Genomic DNA, 24,691 nt, shown 5'->3' on the forward strand with positions numbered 1-24,691 from the left:
TTGGTGTCAAGAAAAGAAACTGCACCGCCGGGGGCAATCCCGGCCAGCAGGCCCATCAAAACCGACGGTGCCGGTCATGAAACCCGCCCGGCGGACCATTAACCCGCGCCGTGCTGGACTTGAAACCCCGTCAACACCGGGCGCCGTCCCGGAAAAACTCAGCCGCCCCCCGCAGCCTCTGCCTGGGCCATGCCCTTGATCCGCTCGGTCATTGCATAGAACCCATTCCGGCGATTCATCGAGATGTGGTTCTCCAGCCCCAGCTGGGCAAACGTGCCAGGAATGTCGAGCGACAGAATGGTCTGCGGGGTCTGGTCCTGCACCATGGCGAACAGCAGCGCGATCAGGCCGCGCACGATGTGGGCGTCCGAGTCACCTCGAAAATGCAAGGTGCCGTCACGCAAGTCGTGGTCCATCCACACCTGGCTCATGCAGCCGCGTACCTTGTTGAGGTCGGTATGCGCTTCGTCCGGCAGCGGCTCCAGCTTTTTGCCCAGGTCCAGCAGCAAGGCATAGCGGGCTTCCCAGTCGTCCAGCATTTCGAAGCTGGCGGCGATGTCGTCAATGTTCATGTCCATATTCTACGGCTCGCTATACTTCGCGCCCTTTTTTGACCCGGCTAAACCCATGACGTTTTCCCGCCCCAGTGGCCGCAGCACCGATGCCTTACGCGACGTGAAGATCGAACGCGGCTTCACCCGCCACGCCGAAGGCTCGGTGCTGATTCACATGGGCGGCACGCAGGTGCTGTGCACGGCGAGTCTTGAAGAGCGCGGCCCGCCGTGGAAGAAGGATGGTGGTTGGGTGACCGCCGAGTACGGCATGTTGCCGCGCGCCACCCACACCCGCAGCCGCCGCGAAGCCGCACAGGGCAAGCAGTCGGGCCGCACCCAGGAAATCCAGCGCCTCATCGGCCGCAGCCTGCGGGCCTGCGTGGATCTGGACGCGCTGGGCGCGCAGACCATCACCCTGGACTGCGACGTGTTGCAGGCCGACGGCGGCACCCGCTGCGCATCCATCACCGGGGCTTATATTGCCCTCTGCGATGCCGTGGCCAAGGCGCGCAAGGGCGGCAAGCTGAAGCGCAATCCGATTCTCGGGCACGTCGCGGCGGTCAGCGTCGGGGTGTATCAAGGTCAGCCGGTGCTGGATCTGGACTATCTCGAAGACTCGGCCTGCGAGTGCGACATGAATGTGGTCATGAACGACGCCGGACATTTCATCGAAGTGCAGGGCACCGCCGAGGGCCACGCCTTTCGCCGTGAAGAACTGGATCAGTTGCTTGACCTTGCCAGTGGCGGCATTTCCCAACTCATCGCCCTGCAGCGGCAGGCCCTCGAACAGGTGGCATGAACGACGCGCCCGCCGACACGCGCATTCCGGTTGCCGTGCTCACCGGGTTTCTCGGGGCGGGCAAGACGACCCTGCTTAATTTTCTGCTGCGCCACCCGGCGATGCAGGGCACGGCGGTGGTGGTCAACGAGTTTGGCGATGTCGGGCTGGACCATCACCTGATTGAAGCCGCCGTCCACGACGTTGAATTGATTGAAGGCGGCTGCCTGTGCTGCACGGTGCGCGGCGCCCTCGGGGATGCGCTGATCAAGCTGCTCGACCGCAGCGGCAAGGACGGCTGGCCGCCGATCAAACGCATCATTCTGGAAACCACCGGCGTTGCCGAACCCGGCCCCATCCTGCGCGAACTGGCCGCGTCGCCCGAGCTTAGCGGTCGCGTACGCAGTGACGGCACCACCACCCTGGTTGATGCTGCGGTCGGCGCCGACACCTTGGCCCGGCAGCGCATCGCCCGCACCCAGGTCGCGGCGGCCGACCAACTGCTGATCAGCAAGGCTGATCTGGTCGAGCCCCCCGCGCTGGACGCATTGCAAAGTCAGTTGCGCGCACTTAACCCTGAAGCGCCGATCGACATCCTCAACAAAGGCGCGGCCAAACCGCAGCAACTCTTCGGTACCGCGCAACGGGGTGCAACCCAAACCGCGCCGCTACTGACATGGCTCACCGAGGCCAAGCCAGTGCGCTTCACCCCACTCACCGATGACACGCCCGCGCCCGATCTCGACGGTATCGACAGCTTTAGCGTGGTGCTCGACGCGCCGCTGCCCGAATGGCGCTTTTACGGCTGGCTGAGCTTTCTGCGCGGCCTGTCGGGGCCTGATCTGCTGCGCGTCAAAGGGTTCGTCAACCTTGAAGGCCAGCTTGGCCCGGTGTTGATTCACGGCGTGCAGGGTGTTTTCCACGAACCTGAATCGCGTGATGCCTGGCCCACCGATGATCACCGCACGCGGCTGGTGTTTATCACCCAGGGCTGGGGCAAGGAGACGGTGCGCAGCACGCTGGGCTACCTCACCGGCGAAGCCGACGACGAGGCCTCGACATGAGCCGGCAACTGGTTCTGGCCTCCCAGAACCCCAAAAAATCCAAGGAGCTGGACGCCCTGCTGCGACCGCTGGGCTGGCAGGTACGGCCGCTGTCGGACTTCACCGGCGAGTCGCCAGTGGAAGACGCATCGACCTTTGTCGAAAATGCGCTGATCAAAGCGCGGCATGCCGCCCGGCTCAGCGGCCTGCCCGCCATTGCCGATGACTCGGGGCTGGAAGTGGATGCCCTCGGCGGTGCGCCAGGCGTTTATTCGGCGCGCTATGCCGGTGAGCCTTCGGACGATGCCGCCAACAACCGCAAGTTGCTCGACGCGCTGGCCGGCCTGCCCCCCGAGCGCCGCGGTGCACGTTTCGTCTGCGCACTGGCGCTGCTGCGCCACGCCGACGACCCGGTGCCGGTCATCGCCATCGGCACCTGGTCGGGGCAGATACTTGCGGCGCCGCGTGGTCAAGGCGGCTTCGGTTACGACCCGCTGTTCCTCGTGCCAGAACTGGAGGGCCGCAGTGCGGCCGAACTGAGTGCAGACGAAAAGGCGCAGCACAGCCATCGTGGGGGTGCATTGCGCAATCTGGCGAACCAACTCGGAAATGACAGCTTCTTGTCTAAATGACAGATCAAGCGTAATTTGTCATTTATGTTACGGGTTGGAGGTTGATGTCATGTATGCCGTGAAACTTTCCGAAGGCGGTCGGGTGGTCATCCCGGCCGAAGTGCGGCGCGCCCTCGAAGTGCAGGAAGGCGACAGCCTGGTGCTCGACGTGAAGGACGGTGAAATCCGCCTGTACAGCCGTCGTGAGCAGTTGCGGCGTGCGCAGGCGCTTTTCCAGCGTTATTTCCCACCCGGCGGGGTGTCGTTGGTGGATGAGTTGATTGCCGAGCGCCGCGCCGAAGCGGCACGAGAGGACGACGAGCTTGCCGGTCGTTCTTGATACCTCGGCACTGCTGGCGAGCCTGTACGGCGAGCCGGGCAAGCTGCGCGTTGATGCGGTGCTGCTGGGCGGCGAGGCCTGCTGGTCGGCCGTCAATTACGCCGAGTTTGCGACCAAGTGTTGCGCGGGCGGCATGACTGCCGACGAGGTCGAGTTGATCGCGGCAGCCTATGAGTTGCGCGTGGTGCCGTTTGACGCGCCGCTGGCACTGGCCACCGGCGCCCTGCGCAACGCCACCCGCCATCTGGGTCTGTCGTTGGGCGACCGCGCCTGCCTGGCCTTGGGGCAGCAGCTCGGCGCCACCGTGCTGACGGCTGATCGGGCCTGGAGTGCGCTTGAGATTGGCATCACCATCGAGTGCATCCGCCCTTGAATTCAGCCCCACTGGCGCTGTATCTGCACTTTCCGTGGTGCGTGCGCAAATGCCCGTACTGCGATTTCAACTCCCACACCCTGCGCGGCGAAGTGCCCGAGGCCGACTACGTGGCGGCGCTGCTGCGCGATCTGGATGCCGACCTGCTCAGCCTTGGCGACCAGGTTCGGCCGGTGACCAGCGCGTTTCTGGGCGGCGGCACGCCCAGCCTGTTTTCAGGCGCGGCCCTGCAGCAGGTCCTCGATGGCGTTCGCGCCCGCGTCGGATTTGTGGACGACGCCGAGATCACCCTCGAAGCCAATCCCGGCACGGTGGACGAGGCGCACTTTGCCGGGTATCGAGCGGCGGGCATCAACCGGCTGTCGATTGGCGTGCAGAGCTTCAACCCCGCGCACCTGAAGCGGCTGGGGCGCATTCACGGCGCCGATGACGCGCTGCGGGCGATGCGGGTGGCGCGCGCGGCGGGCTTCGACAATGTCAATCTGGATCTGATGTTTGGCCTGCCGGATCAGATAGCCAACGAGGCGCTGGCCGATCTGGCGCAGGCCGTCGCGCTGTCACCGGAACACCTGTCGGTGTACCAGTTGACGCTGGAGCCCAACACCGAATTCGCCGCCCGCCCGCCACCGCTGCCGGATGATGACCGCGTCGCCGACATGCAGATTGCGCTGCAGGCGCGGCTGGCGGATGCGGGCTATGCCCAGTACGAGGTCTCGGCTTACGCGCAGTCAGGGCGGCAGTCGCGGCACAACCTGACTTACTGGGCCTTTGGCGACTATCTGGGCGTTGGCGCCGGTGCCCACGGCAAGTTCACCCTGGCCGGGCAGGTGCAGCGCCGCGCCAAACACAAACACCCAAAAACGTATCTCGCCACCGCCGGCGCGCCCTCGGCGTGGCAGGAAAACCGAGTCGTGCCGCCGGCCGAGCTGCCGTTCGAGTTTGCGATGAACGCCCTGCGCTTGGTCGACGGGTTCACGCCCATGCAGTTTGAACACGCGACCGGGTTGCCGATGACGGTGCTGGACGACGCGCTCGACAAGGCACGTGCGCAGGGCCTGATCAATGAAGAGGGCGGCAGGCTGCGTGCCAGCCCGCTGGGCTACCGGCACTTGAATCGCTTGATGGGCCTGTTTCTGTAAGACCGCTGGACGCAACGACCCAAGATGGGGTGGATGCGACGCATCCGAAAATGCGTAAACGCCCGAAACTCAGTTGCTGTGGTTGCGCCCCCTCTTCATGCGGATTTGCACATGCCAAAAATATGCATTGCCCTGCTGGTCCTGCTGCTGACCGCTTGCAGCCGAGGCGACGGCGAGCGGCTGGTGATCACCGGGTCGAGCACGGTGGCGCCGCTGGTCAACGAGATGGCGCGTCGCTACGCGGCGCTGCAGCCCGGCTTGCGCATCGAGGTGCAGACCGGGGGCTCGTCGCGCGGCATCAGTGATGCCCGCAGCGGCCTGGCCGACATCGGCATGGTGTCGCGCGCGCTGCGCGACGACGAGACAGATCTGCTGGCCACGCCGATTGCCCGTGACGGCATTGCGCTGATCGTCCACGCCGACAACCCGGTGGCGGCGCTGTCGGCCGATGAGGTGCGGGCGATCTTCACCGGCCAAGTCAACGACTGGTCGGCGGTGGGCGGCGCACCCGGCCCGATCACCGTCATCAACAAGGCCGAGGGGCGCTCCACGCTGGAACTGTTTCTGGCGCACTTCGCACTCGACAATCCGGCGATTCAGGCCGACGTGGTGATCGGCGATAACGAGCAGGGCATCAAGACACTGGTCAGCGACATCAACGCCATTGCCTACGTGTCGATTGGCTCAGCCGAGTTTGCCGAGCGGCGCGGCGAGCCCTTACGGCGCCTGCCGATGGGCGGCGTCACGGCGGGCATCGCGCAGCTTCGCGACGGAAGCTTTCCGCTGTCGCGCACACTGAATCTGGTGACGCGCGCAGATGCGACGGTCGCCGTGACGGCCTTTCTGGACTACGCCCGGTCGCCGGCGGTGCACGACCTGATCGAGCAGCAGGCCTTCGTGCCGCTGCCGTGAGGGACGCCGTTTTCACCACCAGCTTGCGCGCCACGGCGGGCCTCAGTGCCGCGTTGGTGGTGCTGATCGGCGTGTTTCTGCTCATGGCGTCGTGGCCGGCATTGCAACAGGTGGGCGTGCTGCGCTGGTTGACCGATGACAGTTGGCAGCCACTTTCGGGGCAATTTCTGTTGTGGCCGATGATCGCCGGCAGCCTGCTCGCGGCCCTGGGCGCGGTGCTGTTGGCCCTGCCGCTGGGGCTGTGCTCGGCGGTGTTCTGCAATTTTTATGCAGCTCCCGCGGTGGCGCGGCCGTGGCGCCGCACCGTGGAGTTGATGGCCGGCATTCCGTCGGTGGTCTACGGCTTCTGGGGCCTGGTGGTGCTGGTGCCGTGGGTGCGCGCCGTGGCGCCGCCGGGGCCGAGTCTGTTGGCCGCGACCTTGGTGCTGGCGCTGATGATTCTGCCCACCTTGGCGGTCAGCGCCGATGCCGCGCTGGCGGCGGTATCGGGGTCGTTGCGCCAGGCTGGACAGGCGCTGGGACTGGGGCGGGTGAGCCAGATCACCCGTATTGCGTTGCCCGCCGCGCGCGCCGGCATCGTCACCGGCGTGCTGCTGTCGGTGGCGCGCGCGCTGGGCGAAACCATGGCGGTGCTGATGGTGGCCGGCAACGTGGTGCAGGTGCCGAGCTCGGTGTTTGAGCCGGTGCGGGTGCTGACCGCCAACATCGCGTTGGAGATGGCCTATGCCGTGGGCCATCACCGTTCGGCGCTGTTCGTCAGCGGGCTGGTGTTGTTTGCACTCACCGTGCTGCTGGTGCTGCTGGCCGAGTGGATCAGCCGGGGGCGACGACCGCATGTCCCGGTCTGAGCGGCGCGAAACCTTCGGGGCGCTGTGTGTCTACGGCGGCGTACTGCTGGTCGCCGCGCCGATGGTCTGGTTGCTGTGGGACGTGCTGGGGCAGGGCTTGCCGCATTTGAGCCCCGCCTATCTCAGCGGCGCGCCGCTGGATGCCGGACGCGCCGGCGGCATCTTCCCGATCCTGGTTTCAACGCTGATGATCCTGGCCGTCTGCATGGCGGTCAGCCTGCCGCTGGGGCTGGGCACGGCGCTGTGGCTGACCACGTTCACCCGTCGGGGCGGCGTCGCCGGACGTTGGGTGCGGCGGTTGCTGGACGTGCTGGCGGGCGTGCCCTCCATCGTTTTCGGCCTGTTCGGCAATGCCTTTTTTGCTGTGACCTTGGGGCTGGGCTTTTCCATTCTCTCGGGGGGGCTGACCCTGGCCTGCATGGTGTTGCCGATTCTGGTCCGCACCGCCGAAGAAGCGTTTTCGGCGGTCCCCGACGAGTTGCGCTTGGCGGCCGAGGCCTTGTCGTTGTCTCACAGCCGTGTGGTCACGCGCCTGCTGCTGCCGGTGGCCCTGCCGGGGGTGATGGCTGGCTTCGTACTGGGCGTGGGCCGGGCAATTGCCGAAACCGCCGCGCTGATTTTCACCAGCGGCTACGCCGACCGCCTGCCCGGCTCGGTGTGGGATTCGGGCCGCGCGCTGTCGGTGCACATCTACGACCTGGCGATGAATGTCTCGGGTGGTGAAGAGCGGGCTTACGCCGCCGCCAGCACCCTGATGTTGCTGCTGCTGCTGATCAACGCCGTGTTTTTGTCCCTTGCGGCGTCTTGGCGACGCCGCGCACTGAGGCTGGCGTGATGGCGCCTCCGGTCTTCGAGCTTGAACAGGTGGGCGTGGCGTATCACGGACGCCCGGTGCTGGCGGCGGTGAGCCTGACGGTGGCGCCGCGGGCGATCACCGCGTTCATTGGCCCCAGCGGCTGCGGCAAGTCCAGCCTGCTGGCGTGCCTGAATCGTCTCAATGACGGGGTCGCCGGCTGCCGGGTCAGCGGCGGCATCCGCTTCAACGGCGACGACCTTTACGCCCGCGAGGTGGACCTGACCGCCCTGCGGCGGCGCGTGGGGCTGATTTTTCAGAAGCCCACGCCGTTCCCGCTAAGCATCCGCCGCAATCTGGAATTGCCACTGCTGGAGGTGCACCTGCCACGTGCCGAGCGGCAGGCGGTGATCGAGCGCGTGCTGCGCGATGTGGGCCTGTGGGACGAAGTGCGGCATCGGCTTGATGCCTCCGCGCTGGCGCTCTCCGGTGGGCAGCAGCAGCGGCTGTGCATTGCCCGCGCGCTGACCCTGTCGCCCGAGGTGCTGCTGATGGACGAGCCGTGCAGCGCGCTGGACCCGCTGGCCAGCGCCGTGGTCGAAGATCTAATCGTGCGCCTCAAAGACCGATACACCGTGGTCATCGTCACCCACAACCTGCAACAGGCGCGGCGCATCGCGGACGTGACCGGCGTGTTCTGGACCGAGGCGGGCGTCGGACAACTGGTTGAATTCGGTGTCACTGCCGAGGTGTTCGCGCGCCCGCAAGACCCGCGCGCGGCGGCCTATGTGCAGGGCTTGCGGGGTTGATCGTCGCGGTCTTCATGCGGCGACGCGCCCGCCGAGCCCGTCGTTGCCCGGCGGACGTCTTGCCTGACTGCGCCTCCGCCGCCATGCTCGCCACCCTTTACCGGCCGTGTGCCCGTCATGCTCGAAGAAAAAGCCGTCACTTGCCCCTACTGCTGGGAGACCATTCACATCGATCTGGACCTGTCCGGCGGCAGCGCCGAGTACACCGAGGATTGTCACGTGTGCTGCCGGCCGATTCTGGTAATGCTGCGCGTTGACGAGGGCAGCGGCGCGTTTCGCGTCGACGTGCGGGCCGAGAACGAATGACTGAAACCGCCGAATTACCTGCACCCGTCGCGCGGCGTCGCCTGCGCTCGCTGAGCGGCCTGCTGCCGTTTCTGGCGCCGTATCGACGGCAGTTGGTGCTGGCGCTGGTGTTGTTGGTGCTCGCCAGCCTGGCCATGCTGGCGGCGCCGCTGGCGGTGCGCGACCTGATTGACCACGGCTTCGAGCCCGGCGCGGCCATCCACCGCTATTTCGTGGCGCTATTCGCGCTGGCGGTGTTCGCCGGGACGATGATGGCGGCGCGGTTTTACATGGTCAGCTGGCTGGGCGAGCGGGTCACCGCCGACCTGCGCGGGGCCGTCTATCGCCGCATGTTGGCGCAGTCGCCCGGCTACTTTGAAACCACGCAGACCGGCGAAGTGCTGTCACGCTTGACCGCCGACACCACGGTGATCCAGACGGTCGTGGGCTCGTCGATGTCGATGGGGCTGCGCAGCGTGGCCCAGTTTGTCGGCGGCATGGTGATGCTGGCGGTGACCAGCCTGACGTTGTTCGCGGTCACGCTCGCACTGCTGGTGGCGGTGATGCTGCCCATCGTGCTGGTCAGCCGTCAGGTGCGGCGCCTGTCACGCGAGTCGCAGGACCGTGTCGCCGACACGGCGGCGGTCGCGGCCGAAATGCTCAACGCCATCCCCACCGTGCAGGCGTTCACCCAGGAAATTTTCGAGGCCGAACGCTTCGAGCGCGGCGTGGGTCGCAGCTTTGCCACCGCCATGCAGCGCACCCGGCTGCGCGCGATCATGACCGCCAGCATCATCGGCGGCGTGTTCGGTGCCATCGTCTTCGTGCTGTGGTTGGGCGCCCAGGCGGTGATCGACGGCAGCATGACCGCCGGCCAACTGGCGTCGTTCGTGCTTTACGCGATGATCACGGCGGGTGCGGTGGGCGTGATCGCCGAAGTCTGGGGCGAGGTGCTGCGCGCGGCAGGCGCCACCGAACGGCTCATGGAACTGCTGGTCGCCGAGCCCGACATTCGCGCGCCCGCCCTGGCCGAGGCCTTGCCGCAACAGGCGCAGGCCGAGGTGGTGTTCGACGCGGTGCGCTTTGCCTATCCGTCACGGCCCGACACCCCGGCGCTGAATGACTTGAATCTGGTCATCCGGCCCGGCGAAACGGTGGCGCTGGTCGGCCCCAGCGGTGCGGGCAAAACCACAGTGTTTCAACTGCTGCTGCGCTATTTCGACGTGACCGGCGGCGCCATCCGTTTCAACGGCGTCGACCTGCGCGCGCTGGACCCGCGGGAACTGCGCGCCCGTATCGGCATCGTGCCGCAGGACGCGGTGATCTTCTCGGGCAGCGCGCTCGACAACATTCGTTACGGTCGTGCCGAGGCAACCGATGACGAGGTCAAGGCCGCCGCGCGGCTGGCGCAGGCCGATGAGTTCATTGCCCGCCTGCCGCTGGGCTACGAAACGTTTGTCGGCGAGCGCGGGCTGCGGCTGTCCGGCGGCCAGCGGCAACGTATCGCCATTGCCCGCGCCATCCTCCGTGACCCGCCGCTGTTGCTGCTGGATGAAGCAACCAGCGCGCTGGATGCCGAAAGCGAAGCCCTGGTCCAGCAGGGCCTGGCTGCCGCCATGCAGCACCGCACCACGCTGGTGATTGCGCATCGTCTCGCCACGGTGCGCAAGGCGGATCGCATCGTGGTGCTCGACGGCGGGCGCATTGTTGAGATCGGCACGCCCGCCGAGTTGATGCAGCAGGGCGGGCTTTATGCTCGGTTGGCGTCGTTGCAAGTGATGGCCTGAGGGCCTTTGGGTTGCAACGCCCTCACCGCGCTTTAATGGGCCTGTCGGCCGGGATTGCCCCCGGCGGGGCAGTTACTTTTCTTGCACCAAGAAAAGTAACCAAAAGAAGGTGCCCTACTGCCCAGCCCCGCTGACGCGGGGTGCCCTGCGCTTCTCGCAGCGGAGGGGCCTCACGGAACTCGCTGCGCTGCGCTTGCTCAGACAACCGTGAGGCTGATCCCTCCGCTGCTGCGATGCTCGGCCCGGCAGAAGGGGGATGGAACAGCGAGAAGCCAAAGCAACAGCAGGGCGTCGCTTTGGCTTTTCTGCTTTTGACTCACCACCCCCGTCGGCTCCGGCCGAGCATCGCAGCGGCAGGCGATAAAGGATTGCGCTTGTTTGAGCGAAGCGAGTTGCGCAAGCCCGCCTGTCGCGAGAAGCACAGGGGACTTTTGGGCGACGCCCAAAAGCCGGAACGTAGGGCGCCCTCTTTTGCTTACTTTTCTGGGCGACAGAAAAGTAAGTGCCCCGCCGGGGGCAGTCCCGGCCAACAGACCCGTCAAAACGCGGTGCGGGCATTGAAACCCAAACCGGCAAAGTCCCCCCGAATCATCAAGTGAGCGGTGAGGGTTTTGAACCAACCCTCACCGCCCCGCCAGGAACCCTTAGAGGTCGTACCCGCGCTCGTTGTGCGACACCTGATCGAGCCCCACCAGCTCTTCATCGCCAGTCACCCGCAGACCCCCGGTAAACACGCTGATCAGCTTGAACAGCACGAAGGTGACCCCAGCGGTGTAGGCGGCGGTGGCCAGCACGCCAATGGTCTGCACGCTCATCTGCGAGCCCATCGCCATGCCCTCGGCGTAGCCCGGACCGCTGAACACGCCCAGTGCGTCCGAGGCGAAGATGCCCGCCGCCAGGGTGCCGAGAATGCCGCCGACGCCGTGCACCGGAAAGACGTCCAGCGAGTCGTCGATCTTCAGCACGCGCTTGAGGATGTTGGTCATGGCGAAGCAGACCACGCCCGCGGTCAGGCCGATCAGTATCGCGCCGCCGGGGCCGACAAAGCCCGACGCCGGGGTGATGGTGCCGAGACCGGCGACCATGCCGGTGACCGTGCCCAGTGCCGAGGGCTTGCCGTAGCGCTTCCACTCCGCCACCGACCACGCCAGCGCGCCTGCGGCGGCGGAAATGTGCGTGACCAAGATGGCCATGGCGGCGTTGCCGCCGGAGCTCAGCGCCGAGCCGCCGTTGAAGCCGAACCAGCCCACCCACAGCATCGCCGCGCCAGTGACGGTCATGGTCATGTTGTGCGGCAGCATCGGCGTGGTTTGAAAGCCGCGACGCGGCCCCAGCACCATGGCCGCGACCAGCGCCGCAACCCCGGCGGTGACGTGGACCACGGTGCCGCCGGCGAAGTCGAGCAGGCCCATCTTGAACAGCCAGCCTTCGCTGGCCCACACCCAATGGGTGATGGGGATGTACACCGCCAGCAGCCACAGCGCCGAGAACCAGAGCATCGCCGAGAACTTGATGCGTTCTGCAAAGCCGCCGACCACCAGCGCCGGGGTGATGACGGCAAAGGTCATCTGGAACATCGCAAACAGTGATTCGGGAATGGTGCCGCTGAGCGTGTCCTCGCCGATGCCGGATAACATGACCCGCGACAGATCACCGATGAACCCGTTGCCGCCGCTGAACGCGAGGCTGTAGCCGACCGTGACCCAGATGATCGTCGACAGGCAGCAGATGACGAAGCACTGCATCAGCACCGACAGCACGTTTTTGGTGCGCACCAGGCCGCCGTAGAACAGCGCCAGGCCCGGCAGGGTCATGAACAGCACCAGCGCGGTGGCGGTCATGATCCATGCGGTGTCGCCGGTGTCCAGGCCGACAGATGCCCACGCCGACAGCGGCAGGGCCAGCAGGCCCGCCAATCCCAAAAGTCTCCGCATGGCCTGAGTTCTCCCGGTGGCCGTCAAGAATCGGGCAGGTTGCGCCCTGCTCCGGTGCGCATCGTGTCCGCAAATGGTGCAGAAGAAAAGGGGTCCATGTATTGCGTCGGTGCGTCGGGCCGTGCCGCGTCACCGCATAATGTGCGCATGGCCCTGACCGCAACGCTGTATCACCTGACCTTGCAGCTCGCCGACATGGATCGCGAGGTCTATGCCGATCTGGCGCTGCGCGTCGCTCAGCAGCCCTCCGAAACGGCCGAGTTCATGTTGGTGCGGGTGCTGGCCTACGCGCTGGAATACGAGGAAGGCATCGCCTTCACCGAAGGCGTGGCGGCAGTGGACCAACCTGCGGTCTGGGTGCGCGACCTCACAGGCCAGGTCACGGCATGGATCGAGGTCGGCGCCCCCGACGCCGAGCGCGTCCATCGCGGCAGCAAGCTGGCTGGACGCGCGGCGGTGTACAGCCATCGTGACCCGCGCACCCTGCTGGCGACCTATGCGACCAGCAAGATTCACCGGGCTGCCGAGGTGCCGGTGTACTCGTTTGATCGGGATTTTCTGATTCAGGCCGCCGCAAAAATCCAGCGACGTTCCAAGCTGGCGCTGACCGTCACCGAGCGGCAGATTTATCTGGACATTGACGGGCAGGACCTGACGACCCCCATCCACCAGGCTTCAGCAGCGGGCTGAGATCAGTCGATTGGCCGCACGCGAAATTTCTTGCCCTTGATCTTGCCGTCGCGCAGCCGCTTCAGCGCCTCGGCCGCGACGGCCTTGTCGATGGCGACATAAGTGCGCGTGTCGTAAGTGTTGATCTTGCCGACGGCCTCTTTGGCCAGCCCAGCGTCGCCGGTCAGTGCGCCCAGCAGATCGCCAGGACGCAGCTTGTCGGCGCGGCCACCATCGATGCACAAGGTGACCACGGTCGGCGCGACGGGCCGGTCGGCGCTGAACGCCGTCAGCTTTTCGACCTTCAGCGGCTCGCCAAGACGTTCCTCAATAGCGAACAGGCGGCTGCGCTCGCGGGTGGTGAACAGGTGCAGCGCCAGCCCCGACTCGCCCGCGCGCGCGGTGCGGCCCACCCGGTGCAGGTGCACGTCGGCGTCGGTCGGCAGTTCGTAGCTGATGACGGCGGCAAGTTGTTTGATGTCAAGCCCGCGCGCGGCGATGTCGGTGGCCACCAGAATCCGGGCGCTGCCGTTGGCGAAGCGCACCAGCACTTCGTCACGGTCGCGCTGGTCAACGTCGCCGTGCAGGCCGAGCACTGAAAAGCCGCGTGCAGCGAGCGCCGACTCGACGGCTTTGGCATCGTTCTTGGTGTAGCAAAAAATCAGAGCTGAAGCGGGCTTTTGCGTGCTGAGCAGATGTGCCAGCGCATCCACGCGCGTTTCGGGCGTGATCTCGTAAAAGGTCTGCGTGAGGCTGGCGACAGCGGGCGCGGTGTCGATCGTGACCTCCAGCGCATCGCGTTGCAGTACGCGGCTGAGGTCGCGCACGGCGGCGGGAAAGGTCGCCGAGAAGAACAAGGTCTGGCGTGACTTCGGCGTGAGCTTGACGATGGCGCGGCTGGCGGCTTCGAAGTCTTCGCCGAGCATGCGGTCGGCCTCGTCCAGCACCAGCACCTTGAGCGCATCCAGAGTCAGCGTGCCCTGGTCGAGATGCTCCTGCACCCGGCCGGCCATGCCGACGATGATGTGCGGGTCGTGCTCCAGCGACGCGATCTGCGGGCGCTGATTAATGCCGCCGCTGAGCACGGTCAGCTTGATGTTGGGCAGGGCGCGGGCGAGGCGGCGAATCTCTTTGGCGATCTGGTCGGCGAGTTCACGCGTCGGGCACAGCACAAGGGCCTGGGTGCGTTGCAGCTCGGGGTCGATGCGCGCCAGCAGCGCCAGCCCGTAGGCGGCGGTTTTGCCGGTGCCGGTACGGGCTTGGCCCATAACGTCACGCCCCGCCAGCATTGGCGGCAGGCTTTTGGCCTGGATGGGTGTGGCCGTGGTGTAGTTCAGCCAGGCCAGCGCCTCTTGCAGAGGGGCGGGCAGGGGCAGGTCAGTGAAGGGGGTGGGGTCCACGCGGGGTCCAAAAACAGGCAGGACCGCGCAGTGTGCGGCCTTTGCCGCGCCGCCGCGCGGGGGCTGGCGGCCCATGCGCTAAAATGCGCGTCCTTTCCACCCCTCGCTTGATGATTTGGGAGTTCTTTGAGATGAAAAAACCCGTGCGCGTCGCCATTACTGGCGCAGCAGGACAGATTGCTTACTCGTTGATTTTCCGCATCGCCGCTGGCGACATGCTGGGCAAAGATCAGCCCGTCATCCTGCAATTGCTCGACATCCCGCAGGGCATGGAAAAGCTCCAGGGCACGGTGATGGAAGTGGATGACTGCGCCTTCCCACTGGTGCACGAGATCGTTGCCACCGATGACCCCAACGTGGCCTTTGACGGCACCGATTACGCGCTGCTGGTCGGCGCCCGTCCGCGCGGCCCCGGCATGGAGCGCAAGGACCTGCTCACCGCCAACGCCGCGATCTTCTCGGTGCAGGGCAAGGCGATTGATGCCAAGGCCAGCCGCGACGTGCGCGTGCTGGTGGTCGGTAACCCCGCCAACACCAACTCGCTGATCGCGCTCAGCAACGCCAAGAGCCTCGATCCCAAGCAGTTCACCGCCATGATGCGTCTCGACCACAACCGCGCCATGAGTCAGCTGGCCGCCAAGACCGCAGCGCACAGCACCGACGTTGAGAAGCTGATCGTCTGGGGCAACCACTCCGCGACCCAGGTGCCGGACATCACCCACACCACCGTCAAGGGCAAGGCCGCGACCGGCCTCGTCGATGAAAGCTGGCTGACCGGTGACTTCATCCCCACCGTGCAGCAGCGCGGCGCGGCCATCATCAAGGCGCGTGGTGCGTCATCGGCTGCCTCGGCCGCGTCGGCTGCGGTCGATCACATGCGCGACTGGGCGCTGGGCACCAATGGCAAGTGGGTGACCATGGGCATCCCGTCGGATGGCAGCTACGGCATCCAGCCGGGCATCCAGTTCGGTTATCCGGTGACCTGCAAGAACGGCCAGTACGAGATCGTCCAGGGTCTCGACGTGCCGGCGGCCGTGCAGACCCGCATCGACGCCACCGAGAAAGAACTGCGCGACGAGCGCGCGGCCATCGAAGATCTGCTCAAGTAAGGGCATTCAATCGCCATCGTTGTGACAAGCCCGCCACCTGGCGGGCTTATCATTTGCGCCATGCAAATTCTTCATTTCGCGCCGAACGCCGCGCCGGTCCCGATGACCGACCTGCCCTTGCCGGTGACGGACGGCTACGCCTGGGTCGACCTTGATCGTGATCGGGCGCAGGGCTGGGTCGAGCGCCTGCAAGTGGCGGTTGACCCGCAGCATCTTTCCGACAGCCTCAACGCCGTCCACCCGAGCTTTTTTGACGGCACGCCGGACTACGACATGCTGATTCTCGCCGGCCTTGGCCCCGGCGATGTCGCGCTGCCGCTGTGTACACGCACCGCCGCATTCTTCATCTTCGAGCGCTTGCTGGTGACGGTGCGCGCTGGCGATGCCCCGAGCTTCATCCTCACTCACGCGCGGCTGGCCGACGGGCGCCTGCCGGCGCCTGCATCGCCATTGGATTTGGCACACCAGATTCTCGATGCCATGGTGGATCGGTTTCTGGCCGTGCGTGATCCGCTGGACCTGCATGTCAACCAGATGCAGGACGACCTGCTTGATCCGGACAACGGCATTAACGACTGGCGGAAGTTGCTCGAAGGCCGTCGTGAAGTTCGCCGTCTCGAAGCCCTGTGCACCAACCAGTTGGAGGCGGTCGACGCCTTTCGGCGCGGCACCCGCGCGCCCTGGTCGCCCGAGCAGTCAGTGGGCTTTCGCGACCTCACCGAGCACATTGGCCGGGTGTTGGCGCACGCCAGCAACCTTGAGCGCGACCTTGAAGCCGCCGTGCAGTTGCACTTTGCCGTGGCCACCGAGCGGACCAACCGCGTGGTGCAGACGCTCACGGTGATTTCCGCCATCTTTTTCCCGCTGACGCTGATCACCGGCATCTACGGGATGAACTTTGACCACATGCCCGAGCTGGGATGGCGCCTCGGCTACTTTGGCCTGCTGGGCCTGCTGGCGGCGATTGGCCTCGGCCTGCTCCTGCTGTTCAAGCGGCGGGGCTATTTCTGATGCGGTTGCTGCGCACCCCGAAAGTGCCCGGCACGTCGGCCGCCCGGCTGGTCCTGTTCGATGCTGCGCACCCCTTGCCGCCGCTGATCGGCGGGGCGGATCACTGGTTCTGGCGCGATGATGACTGCCTCGCGTTGGCGGTGCATGAACCCCACAGCGGGCCGATTGCCGAGGTCGCCGAGCGCGCCTATCGTCGTGCCCACACCGAGCTCACGGCCAAAGGCTATCGGCACTGGCTGCGCACCTGGACCTACTTCGACGGCATCGTCGATGGCCACGGTGATGACGAGCGCTACCGTCAATTCTGCCTCGGCCGTGCCCGGGGTTTGCCCGTCGACGCGGGCTACCCGGCCGCCACCGTGATCGGCACCCGCGCACCCGGGTTCTGGCTGTGGGTGGTGGCCGCCAAGGCGCCTGGCCAACGCTTCGAGAACCCGCGCCAAACGCCGGCCTGGCAATACCCGCGCGAGTACGGACCGCAAAGCCCCGGCTTCAGCCGCGCACTGTGGTGGGCGCCCACCGGACTGCTGCTGCTTTCCGGCACCAGCAGTGTGGTGGGTCACGCCACATTGCATGCGGGCGATGCGGCCGCGCAACTGTTAGAAACCCTGGCTAATATTGACGCGCTGGTCGCCCAAGTGGAGGCCGAGACCGGTGCCGCGCTGAAGGCCGCCAGCTTGCGTTTGTATGTGCGTGATCCCGCCGATGCGGCGCTGCTCACCCATTGCCGCGTGCGCTGGCCTGAGGCCGAATGGGCGGTGCATCAGGGCAGTATTTGCCGCGCCGATCTGGCGGTGGAGATTGAAGGGGTGTTTAGCCGACGTTGACCGGCACCAGCGTCATCGTGTCGTTGCCGAAAATGTCGATGACCTTGACCGCGACGATGTAGCGGCCCGGCTGCTCGTAACAGTGCTCTGCGGTGATCAGCTCCAGATCACGGCTGCGCCGGGTACGGAACGACTGCCACTCGTTTTCGAAGATGTAACCACCGGTCCAGCGCGCTTCATACTCAACCAATGATGCTTGCGGCGGTTCCATGCCGGGCAAGGCGTCCATCAGGTCGAGGCTTTTCGCCACCTTGATGATTTCTTTGCGGCTCTGATAATCAAAATCCACCGCCCAGTAATCCACCCAGTCGGTCCAGTGTTTGGTGAGCACTTCGCGGTTGACCACGCCGTCCTTGGTCTTGCTCACCTTCACCAGTTGGCCCGTATCGCAGACCACCGAGCTTTTGCCTTCCTTTATCGCTGCAATGGCCGCCTCGGCCGCGCCCTGGGTGTAGTAGACCGAAAAATCGGTCAGTTCGATGCTCAGCTTGAGTGAGTTCTTCTTGTCATAACGCGGCGTGGCCTCGACGAAGCTGATGTCGTGAAACACCACCTGGCCCTTGTCCACCGCGCGCTTGTCGAACACGTCTGCCGGGATGTAGCGGGGCGTGAGGTCAATGCCTTTTTGCCGGGCTTCTTCCAGCACTGCCGGGAACAGCCCCATCTCGAACTCGAAGGCCAGCACATCCACCCGCGTCGCGCCGCGCTTGCGGCACTCGGTGATCACTTCTTCGACGAACAGCCGGCCCACTGGCAGGTTGATGGGGCCAATGGCCACCAGGCGGTTGGCGTTGCGGCCGTGAAAGAAGGCGTCGTTGTCCAACGGCTGCGCTTTGTAGGCACGCAGGATCAGCTCGCGAAACTCGCGCTCTTTCTGCGCAATGACCAGCCGCTGCCTTTTCTGGCGAGTCATTTCATTGCCGTCATTCCCGCGAAGGCGGGAATCCAGCTTTTCCTCCACCGGCTCTGGATTCCCGCTTTCGCGGGAATGACGAGGGAGAGCGAAGTGGAGGCCCAGATAAGCCTCGCGCTGATACCGCCCCAAATTCAAGACCTCAAAGGCGCGGAAGTTCTGCTCCTTCGCTTTCAGCTCACGCTGTACCTGAATCAATCGCTTGCGCGTGGTGTGAATGCCAAACTTGCCGAGGTCGGTGGCAATCCACTTGCGCCCCAGCTTTTCCGCCACCGCCGCCGTGGTGCCGGAGCCGCAGAAGAAGTCGGCCACCAGATCGCCTTCGTTGCTGCTGGCTTTGATGATGCGTTCGAGCAGGGCTTCGGGTTTTTGGGTTGGGTAATCGAGACGCTCAATTGCCATCGCGTTGACCTCCGAGATGTCGTCCCAGATGTCTGAAATGACTTCGCCCTTCTGTTCGTCAAGGTAACGCTTGAGTCCAAATTTCCCCGATGGATAGTCGTAGATTTTTCCCTGCACTCGGAAAGCATCGATACTTTTTGGCGAGTAGTCGCCTACGTCTCCGACCCTATAACGTCGGCCATCCGCATCGGCCATCGTGAATTTCGACGCAATGTAGGCTTCGCTGTACTCGCGAAACTGTGGATTCCAGCCGTAGGTCTCCGCGCGAGTAAAGAAGACAAGGTTGTCGGAAGTTCGTGCGTATTGACTCGCAACCGCTCGGGCACCTCTTGGAGGTTGTCTTCTCCATGTGATTTCGTTCTTGAAGAACTCACGACCAAAAACCTCATCCAGCACAAGGCGAATGAACGAATTCACCCGCCAATCGCAATGCACGTAAATCGAGCCATCCTCCGCCAGCAAATCCCGCATCAAAATCAGCCGCTCATAAATCATGCTGATGAAGCTGTCGGCGCCACGGCCCCAGGTGTCGCGGTAGGCGATCTGTTCGAGCAGGTTGGGTTCCTTGTGAAAGGTCTCGCCGCCAATCTCGATGTCCATCGAGAAATCCGCGCCCACGTCAAACGGCGGGTCGATGTAGATGAGCTTGAGGCCGCCGGCCTCCTCGATCTGCTGGCGCAGCGCGCCGCTCTTGAGTGAACTCAGAATCAGCTTGTTGTCGCCCCAGATCAGCTTGTTGGTCCAGCCGCTGTGCTGACGGCCGCGCGAGTCAAACAGGTCATGCTGGCTCTTGGTCTCGGCGCGCGGTTCGTCAATGTGCTCCAGGCTCTGAAACGGCAGCACGGTGGTGCACACGTCCCGCGTTTTGCCGTTCCACACCAACTCGACCTCGCGCTTGTCCTCAAACAGCACAAATCGGTACTTCTCTGGCAGCGGCTGGCCGCGCTGAATCAGCTCGATGAGGTCGCGCTTGTCGGCGTCGGTCAGGTCGTAGGCAGGGGCTTTGGGCATGGAGTTAGAGGGGTGGCAGGGTTTCGAGCCGGGCCGCGACAACGCGACAGGCGGCGATCAAGTCATGGACCAGGCGTTCGTCAATATTGAGATCGCCCTCGTATTCACCCAGATTGCGCAGGTCGTGGCATTTGGTGAGCACCCGCCTGACCTTGCCCCTGGAATCCGTACCCCATAACTGAGGTCATGAGCTGGCTTGTTTGGGCAGAGCCGCTAGCCAGTTTTGTTCGAACTGCATCGGGCTGAGATAGGCCAGCGTCGAGTGCAGCCGGGTGCTGTTGTACCAGAGCAGCCAGGCGATGGTCTCGTCCATTGCATGGCGGCGGGTTTCGAAGCGTTGCCCGTGCAGCCGCTCCACCTTGAGCGACCCGAACACTGTCTCGCTGCAGGCGTTGTCCCAACAGTTGCCGCGCCTGCTCATTGAGCTTGTGATGCCGTAGTCCTTCAAGACTTCTCTGAAGTCGTTGCTGGCGTACTGGCTGCCCCGGTCGCTGTGGAAGATCAGCCCAGTCTGCTTGCCCGGATGGCGCTTGAACCAGGCCATGCGCAGCGCGTCGATGACGATGTCGCGCGTCATGTCCTGCCGCAGTGCCCAGCCCACCACCTGGCGGCTGAACAGGTCGATCACTACGGCCAGGAACAGCCAGCCCTCGTCGGTGGCGATGTATGTAATGTCGCCCGCCCACACCTTGTCGGGCTCGGCCACGATGAACTCGCGGTTGAGCAGGTTGGGCGAGATCGGCAGATCGTGATTGCTGTCGGTGGTGACCTTGAAGCGCCGCTTTCCCTTGGCACGAATGCCGTGCAGCTGCATGAGTTTCTGTACCCGCTCCTTGCCAACACGAATTCCGCGTGCTGGCAGCTCCTTCCAAGTGCGCGGCCAGCCATAGCCGCCACGGGTCTCGGCATGGATCGCCTTGATATGCACGAGCAGCGCGTCGTCGCTCAGATGGCGGCGCTGCGCAGCGCTTGCCCGGCGAACGAAGTGTTCGTGATACCCGCTCACGCTGACACCCAGTACCCGGCACTGCACCGAGATCGGCCATACGCGCCGGTGGCGTTGGATGAAGGCGTACTTCACTTCGCACCTTTCGCGAAGTACGCCGTCGCTTTTCCCAGGATGTCGCGCTCCATCTTGACGCGCGCCAGCTCGGCTCGCAGTCGGCTGATCTCCATCTGCTCGGCGCTCACGCGCTTGCTGTCAGCGCCGCTGAGCTTTCCCAGCCGGTGCGCCTTGACCCAGTTGTGCAGCGTCTGTTCAACCACACCCAAGGTCCTGGCCACCGCCGCAATGCTCTGGCCACCCTCGACCAGCCGCACCGCCTCTTGCTTGAATTCGAGCGTGTAACGCGCCCTCGTCGTCTTCGTCATTTCCGTTCTCCTTACTTGAATTGAACCACTCAGCAAGGGATACGCTTTTCGGGGGCAAGGTCAGCCAGACCTCCGGCCCCAGCTTGAGGGTGTGCGGCAAAACCTGGAACACGATATAGCGGTGCTGGGCACGAAAGCCCGCGTGCCGCAGTGCAGCCAGGCTCAGGGCGTGGGCGGCGTTGTAGGCAAGGTCAAAACGGCTCTCGATGGCCAGGCCGGCGGCATCGGCATCGTTCAGCCGTGCCTGGCCGGAGCGTTGCAGGCCGGCAAACTCCCGGGCATCCGGCGGTTCGGCGGCCAGTGGTTTGCCGGTGCCGCAGAGGTTTTCAAGCGGTGAAGTCACGCTCGTCCCCAATAATCCAGATCTTGGGTTGCGCCAGGACACGCTGCAGGAAGGCGTTACCGTCCTGTTGGCGCTGGGCGAGTTCTGTGCGGCTCAAGATCGAGGGGTTGACCTTGCGCCCCAGTCTGGCTTCTAGCACGTGCAGCGACGCGAACAGGTCGGCGTAGTCGAGCTGGTCGCTGAGAATCAAGAGGTCGATGTCGCTGAGCGCGGTGTCGCTGCGTTTGGCGACCGAGCCGTAGACGAAGGCGGCCGTTATGGTTGACGCCAGCGGTGCCAGCGCCTCACGCACAGGCTCGGCCAGGCCGATGGTCTTGCGCGCAATGCCGCAGAGTTCGTTGAACAGCGGCGAATCTGGATTGGCCTGGTAATGTTTTTGGGTGCCACGCCGACTCACAATCACCAGTGCGCTGTGCTCTAGTCGGGCCAGTTCGCGCTGCACCGCGCCGGAGCCACTGCCGGTGAGTCCGATCAGTTCGGTGGCGTAGAAGCTACGATCTGGCTGGCCGAACAGCAGGCCAAGCACGCGCTGCTGCGTGGTGGAGAACAGCGCAGCCGCAAGGCCGCTGGTCTTGATTCTGCGCTCTGGTGGATGTGTTATGCCCATAACGGGCATGAGTGTACCCATATTGGGTATTCTGTCCAGCGCGGGCAGGGTCACGCTTGATAGTCCCGAAACGTCGCCTTTAGCCCGGCAAAGTTTTGGGGCGGATGACGCTCAAAACCGTCCTGATCGACGTAGACGAACTGGTACGTCGCCCCGCCCGCAGCCGTGCTGGCACGGGAGGCGTCGTCACACCATTGCCTGAGTCGCGCCATTTTTTTCGGCAAATCCAGCTCGGCGCGGCCTTTGGTTTCGATCACGAACACCGTGCCGTCGGTGGTTTTGGCGAAGAAGTCGGGCAGGTAGTTCGACAGATCGCCGTTAGCCCGAACGTAATCGAGCTTGAAGCCTACGGCGAGGTAGTTCTTGGCAAAGCTGAGCACATCTGGCGCGTCTTCCAGAAATTTGGCGAAGGCCAGTTCCAGGCCGCCTGCGTTGGGCTCGCCGACAATTCGGTTAAACACGGATTTCTGGGTGGGCAAGTATGGCCGGTTCTCGGTACGGAACGGCCGAGTGTCGCGCAGACGGATGTGGTCTTCGATGCGAGCGACGCCTGCATCGCGCACCGTCAGCGCATTGATGCCGGCGCGGAACGCGTCGAACAGAATCTTTCCCGGCGCCGCTTCGGAAAGATTGCGCAGCACGACCGGGTCTTCGAGATTTACCGGCGAAGTCTCGAACAGATGATCGCGGACGAAGTCACGCACCTTGGGATAGAGCTGGTCGTAGCCGCCGACCAGACGCATGTCCTTGAGCAGTTGCCGCGCAAAGAAGCCGACCACCGAGCGCCAGTCAGCCGGACCAGCGCCATCGAGCTGGACGCGGTGGTGGACCTCGGCGTCGAGCATGGTCTTGAACACGATCTCGCGCGTTTCTGCCGGCGAAAACGGCTGTAACGGCAGGCGCGGATTGCCAAATGCAGCCGGGTTGAGGTCTTGCAGCGACTTGAAGTCGCGGCTGTAGCGGCGACCGAGCTTGGGCAGGCTGATGTCGAGCGCGTCGAGGTTCTTGTCCGGGTTTTGCGTGTCTACTTCCACCACCAGCGAATCCTGGCGCTGAGCGCCGCCGCCCATGGCGACACGCTCGAAGCTGACGCCCTCGCTCTGGATGGATTCAACGAAATCCATGAACGCCGATGTGCCCATGACCGAAACGGTCTCCGGCATCTCGGAGCCGAAGTACATACGGCGCAAACCGCGCCCGAGCGTCTGTTCTGGAAGGATGTTGCTCTTTGCGGCATAAGCGCGCAGGCCGCAAATGACGGTGACGTTTTTCACGTCCCAGCCTTCTTTCAACATCAGTACGCTGACGATGGCCTTGTACGGAGAATGCCAGGAGTCGATCTGGTTGGATTGCTTGCGCAGCAGTTCCAGCTCGTCCTTGTCCTTGCCAGTGGGCCGCTCGGCGATCTCACCGTTCTTTTTGGTGTGAATGACCAGTACGCCGCCTGCCAGCTCGGGGCAAATTTTTTCCAAGTGTGCGCCCACTTCATCACAGTTGCGGGTGTCGTCGACCATGACGAACAGCACGGCCTTCTTGCCGAGCGTTTCGTGCTCGGCGTAACTCTTCCGCCATTCCTCAACGCCCAGCGCGAGGTAGTCCGCGTACTTCTCGCAGAACAGCGCGCTCTGCGCCTCGCTCAGCCGCGCGCGGCTGGCGGCATCCGGCAGCACCGGATGCTTGACCACGTTCTGGTGGATGGCCTCCACCAGCGGGTAGTCGGACACGGTCTGTACGAAAATGGCGCCGTTGTTGTGCTTGGGTGTGGCGGTTACGTCAATCTGCAAAGCCAGCCGCATGTCCTTTTGCAGCATGCGGTGATGAATGTCCTGGATGCTCTTGAACCAGGCCATGCGCGGGTTGTGGATGTGATGCGCTTCGTCGTTGAACACGGCCAGTTCGTCGATCTCGCGGATCAGCTCGCCAAGGTCGGTCTTGCTGTCGGTGGTCTTGCCCGTGGGCTCGGCGCCGAAGGGTGCGAGAAAATAGTCGCGCAGGTCTTCATCTTCGAGCGAGGGTTGCGGCACATCGCCAAGGTACACGCGATGGATGTTGGTGAGAAACAGATTGCCGGTAGGGCGTACGACGCGTACATCGTCCTGAAGATGCAGCGCCACCTGGAAATCGTCGCGCCAGTTGCAGCCGTCGTAGCCGTTATCCGGCAGCACGGGGTCATTGAAGAAGATCCTCAGCCCGTCGAAATCGGCGCGCAGGCGATCCAGCACGATGATGTTGGGCGCGATCAGCAGGATGTTGCGGGCCAGCGTGGAACCCGGCTCATAGGTCTTGTGGAAGTAACACCAGGCGATCAGCAGCGACAGCACTTTGGTTTTGCCCGCGCCGGTCGCCAGCTTGAGCACGTAGCGCGGCCAGTCTTCGTCGAACTGGCTGGCCGAGACTGCGCCGGAAGCATCGAAGCGCATCAGGTCGTGCTTGTCCTGCACCTTACGCACGTCGTGCAGCCAGATCACGGTTTCCACCGCTTCACGCTGTGCAAAGTAGTAACGGAAGGGCGCCCGCGTGCCATCTGCCTGTTCGACCAGGTGTTCGGTTTCAAACCACCAGGTGAGCAAGGCGCGCGAGGTCGCAGATGCGCCGCTGTAGTTGGCCTTACGCCAGGCTTCGACATGCTGGCGAATCTTGGCGACCAGCGGCGGCAGCAGTTTGTCGTAGGCGCTGGCGCGCAGCTCTTCGGCGGCCGGGAACCAGCGATGCTCAGGCGCTAGCGGGTCGTACGGCGACGCTGGAAACTCTAGGTGCAGTGCCATGTTGTTCGGGTCGGGCCTTCGCCCATCAAAGCGGTGATTGGGTCATTTGTATGGCGT

24 protein-coding genes and 1 pseudogene are annotated in these 24,691 nt (G+C 64.5%); 16 read left to right on the plus strand and 9 right to left on the minus strand.

Annotated features, from left to right (window positions below; genetic code table 11):
* Positions 1–158: 158 nt before the first annotated feature.
* Complete coding sequence (locus tag U741_RS0104660; protein ID WP_029889325.1) at positions 159–572, minus strand: SufE family protein; 414 nt, start codon at positions 570–572, stop codon at positions 159–161.
* Positions 573–627: 55 nt separating this feature from the next.
* Here U741_RS0104660 and rph point away from each other — a divergent pair, with 55 nt between their 5' ends.
* The 12 genes from rph to U741_RS0104720 all read left to right on the plus strand — a co-directional run bounded on the left by rph (position 628) and on the right by U741_RS0104720 (position 10,272).
* Positions 628–1,353, plus strand: a complete 726-nt coding sequence (gene rph / locus U741_RS0104665) for a ribonuclease PH (protein ID WP_029889326.1) — start codon at positions 628–630, stop codon at positions 1,351–1,353.
* Positions 1,350–2,396, plus strand: coding sequence for a CobW family GTP-binding protein (locus tag U741_RS0104670; RefSeq protein ID WP_029889327.1), 1,047 nt, complete (start codon positions 1,350–1,352; stop codon positions 2,394–2,396). The genes rph and U741_RS0104670 overlap by 4 nt, the downstream gene beginning before the upstream one ends.
* Positions 2,393–3,007 (plus strand): RdgB/HAM1 family non-canonical purine NTP pyrophosphatase, encoded by a 615-nt coding sequence (gene rdgB, locus U741_RS0104675; RefSeq protein WP_029889328.1) that lies wholly within the window; start codon positions 2,393–2,395, stop codon positions 3,005–3,007. Before U741_RS0104670 ends, rdgB begins: the two co-directional genes overlap by 4 nt.
* 49 nt (positions 3,008–3,056) lie before the next feature.
* A complete protein-coding gene (locus U741_RS0104680; protein WP_029889329.1) occupies positions 3,057–3,326 on the plus strand; it encodes an AbrB/MazE/SpoVT family DNA-binding domain-containing protein in 270 nt (89 codons plus the stop codon).
* Positions 3,310–3,699, plus strand: a complete 390-nt coding sequence (locus U741_RS0104685; protein WP_029889330.1) for a type II toxin-antitoxin system VapC family toxin — start codon at positions 3,310–3,312, stop codon at positions 3,697–3,699. Before U741_RS0104680 ends, U741_RS0104685 begins: the two co-directional genes overlap by 17 nt.
* Positions 3,696–4,838 carry a radical SAM family heme chaperone HemW gene (gene hemW / locus U741_RS0104690; RefSeq protein ID WP_152551494.1) on the plus strand — a complete coding sequence of 381 codons (1,143 nt, stop codon included), beginning with the start codon at positions 3,696–3,698 and terminating at the stop codon, positions 4,836–4,838. The genes U741_RS0104685 and hemW overlap by 4 nt, the downstream gene beginning before the upstream one ends.
* Positions 4,839–4,949: 111 nt before the next feature.
* Positions 4,950–5,750, plus strand: coding sequence for a phosphate ABC transporter substrate-binding protein (locus U741_RS0104695; RefSeq protein ID WP_029889332.1), 801 nt, complete (start codon positions 4,950–4,952; stop codon positions 5,748–5,750).
* Complete coding sequence (pstC, locus tag U741_RS0104700) at positions 5,747–6,598, plus strand: phosphate ABC transporter permease subunit PstC (protein ID WP_043110193.1); 852 nt, start codon at positions 5,747–5,749, stop codon at positions 6,596–6,598. Before U741_RS0104695 ends, pstC begins: the two co-directional genes overlap by 4 nt.
* Complete coding sequence (pstA, locus tag U741_RS0104705; RefSeq protein ID WP_052378499.1) at positions 6,585–7,433, plus strand: phosphate ABC transporter permease PstA; 849 nt, start codon at positions 6,585–6,587, stop codon at positions 7,431–7,433. Before pstC ends, pstA begins: the two co-directional genes overlap by 14 nt.
* Positions 7,433–8,200, plus strand: coding sequence for a phosphate ABC transporter ATP-binding protein (locus U741_RS0104710; protein ID WP_052378972.1), 768 nt, complete (start codon positions 7,433–7,435; stop codon positions 8,198–8,200). The genes pstA and U741_RS0104710 overlap by 1 nt, the downstream gene beginning before the upstream one ends.
* 117 nt (positions 8,201–8,317) lie before the next feature.
* On the plus strand, positions 8,318–8,506 hold the full coding sequence (locus U741_RS0104715) for a CPXCG motif-containing cysteine-rich protein (protein ID WP_029889336.1): 189 nt from the start codon (positions 8,318–8,320) through the stop codon (positions 8,504–8,506).
* Positions 8,503–10,272, plus strand: a complete 1,770-nt coding sequence (locus U741_RS0104720) for an ABC transporter transmembrane domain-containing protein (protein ID WP_029889337.1) — start codon at positions 8,503–8,505, stop codon at positions 10,270–10,272. Before U741_RS0104715 ends, U741_RS0104720 begins: the two co-directional genes overlap by 4 nt.
* A 644-nt stretch (positions 10,273–10,916) precedes the next feature.
* On the opposite strand, the gene U741_RS0104725 is transcribed toward U741_RS0104720, so the two are convergent.
* A complete protein-coding gene (locus U741_RS0104725) occupies positions 10,917–12,206 on the minus strand; it encodes an ammonium transporter (protein ID WP_029889338.1) in 1,290 nt (429 codons plus the stop codon).
* Positions 12,207–12,353: 147 nt separating this feature from the next.
* Here U741_RS0104725 and U741_RS0104730 point away from each other — a divergent pair, with 147 nt between their 5' ends.
* Positions 12,354–12,896 carry a YaeQ family protein gene (locus U741_RS0104730; RefSeq protein ID WP_029889339.1) on the plus strand — a complete coding sequence of 181 codons (543 nt, stop codon included), beginning with the start codon at positions 12,354–12,356 and terminating at the stop codon, positions 12,894–12,896.
* 2 nt (positions 12,897–12,898) lie between these two features.
* Here the strand turns inward: U741_RS0104730 and dbpA are convergent, their stop codons facing one another.
* Positions 12,899–14,275: an ATP-dependent RNA helicase DbpA gene (dbpA, locus tag U741_RS0104735; protein WP_029889340.1), complete on the minus strand. Its 1,377-nt coding sequence runs from the start codon at positions 14,273–14,275 to the stop codon at positions 12,899–12,901.
* 131 nt (positions 14,276–14,406) lie between these two features.
* On the opposite strand from dbpA, the gene U741_RS0104740 reads away from it, so the two are divergent.
* From U741_RS0104740 to U741_RS0104750, 3 genes are read left to right on the plus strand one after another with little or no spacing between them, the layout of a single operon-like run.
* Positions 14,407–15,384 carry a malate dehydrogenase gene (locus U741_RS0104740; RefSeq protein WP_029889341.1) on the plus strand — a complete coding sequence of 326 codons (978 nt, stop codon included), beginning with the start codon at positions 14,407–14,409 and terminating at the stop codon, positions 15,382–15,384.
* Positions 15,385–15,444: 60 nt separating this feature from the next.
* On the plus strand, positions 15,445–16,395 hold the full coding sequence (locus U741_RS0104745; RefSeq protein ID WP_029889342.1) for a magnesium transporter CorA family protein: 951 nt from the start codon (positions 15,445–15,447) through the stop codon (positions 16,393–16,395).
* Positions 16,395–17,222 carry a chorismate transformation FkbO/Hyg5 family protein gene (locus tag U741_RS0104750; RefSeq protein WP_052378500.1) on the plus strand — a complete coding sequence of 276 codons (828 nt, stop codon included), beginning with the start codon at positions 16,395–16,397 and terminating at the stop codon, positions 17,220–17,222. The genes U741_RS0104745 and U741_RS0104750 overlap by 1 nt, the downstream gene beginning before the upstream one ends.
* On the opposite strand, the gene U741_RS0104755 is transcribed toward U741_RS0104750, so the two are convergent.
* The 6 genes and pseudogenes from U741_RS0104755 to U741_RS0104785 form a co-directional block, all read right to left on the minus strand.
* Positions 17,209–19,548 carry a site-specific DNA-methyltransferase gene (locus U741_RS0104755; protein ID WP_029889344.1) on the minus strand — a complete coding sequence of 780 codons (2,340 nt, stop codon included), beginning with the start codon at positions 19,546–19,548 and terminating at the stop codon, positions 17,209–17,211. The genes U741_RS0104750 and U741_RS0104755 overlap by 14 nt on opposite strands.
* Positions 19,549–19,552: 4 nt before the next feature.
* A complete protein-coding gene (locus tag U741_RS19500; RefSeq protein ID WP_200872675.1) occupies positions 19,553–19,690 on the minus strand; it encodes a hypothetical protein in 138 nt (45 codons plus the stop codon).
* A gap of 42 nt (positions 19,691–19,732) precedes the next feature.
* Positions 19,733–20,919 (minus strand): IS3 family transposase gene (locus tag U741_RS0104765; protein ID WP_152551495.1). Its coding sequence is split into 2 segments (ribosomal slippage): positions 19,733–20,664 and positions 20,664–20,919, totalling 1,188 coding nucleotides; the frame shifts between segments, so codons are not numbered across the junction.
* A gap of 55 nt (positions 20,920–20,974) precedes the next feature.
* Positions 20,975–21,262 (minus strand): annotated as a pseudogene (locus U741_RS19945) (hypothetical protein); the annotation flags it as partial.
* Complete coding sequence (locus tag U741_RS0104780; protein WP_200872676.1) at positions 21,246–21,923, minus strand: hypothetical protein; 678 nt, start codon at positions 21,921–21,923, stop codon at positions 21,246–21,248. The gene U741_RS0104780 and the pseudogene U741_RS19945, both read right to left, overlap by 17 nt.
* Entirely contained in the window at positions 21,920–24,634 is a 2,715-nt protein-coding gene (locus tag U741_RS0104785; RefSeq protein ID WP_029889349.1) for a DEAD/DEAH box helicase, read from the minus strand. The genes U741_RS0104780 and U741_RS0104785 overlap by 4 nt, the downstream gene beginning before the upstream one ends.
* Positions 24,635–24,691 lie beyond the last annotated feature (57 nt).

It is taken from the genome of Polycyclovorans algicola TG408 (assembly GCF_000711245.1).
Taxonomy (GTDB): domain Bacteria; phylum Pseudomonadota; class Gammaproteobacteria; order Nevskiales; family Nevskiaceae; genus Polycyclovorans; species Polycyclovorans algicola.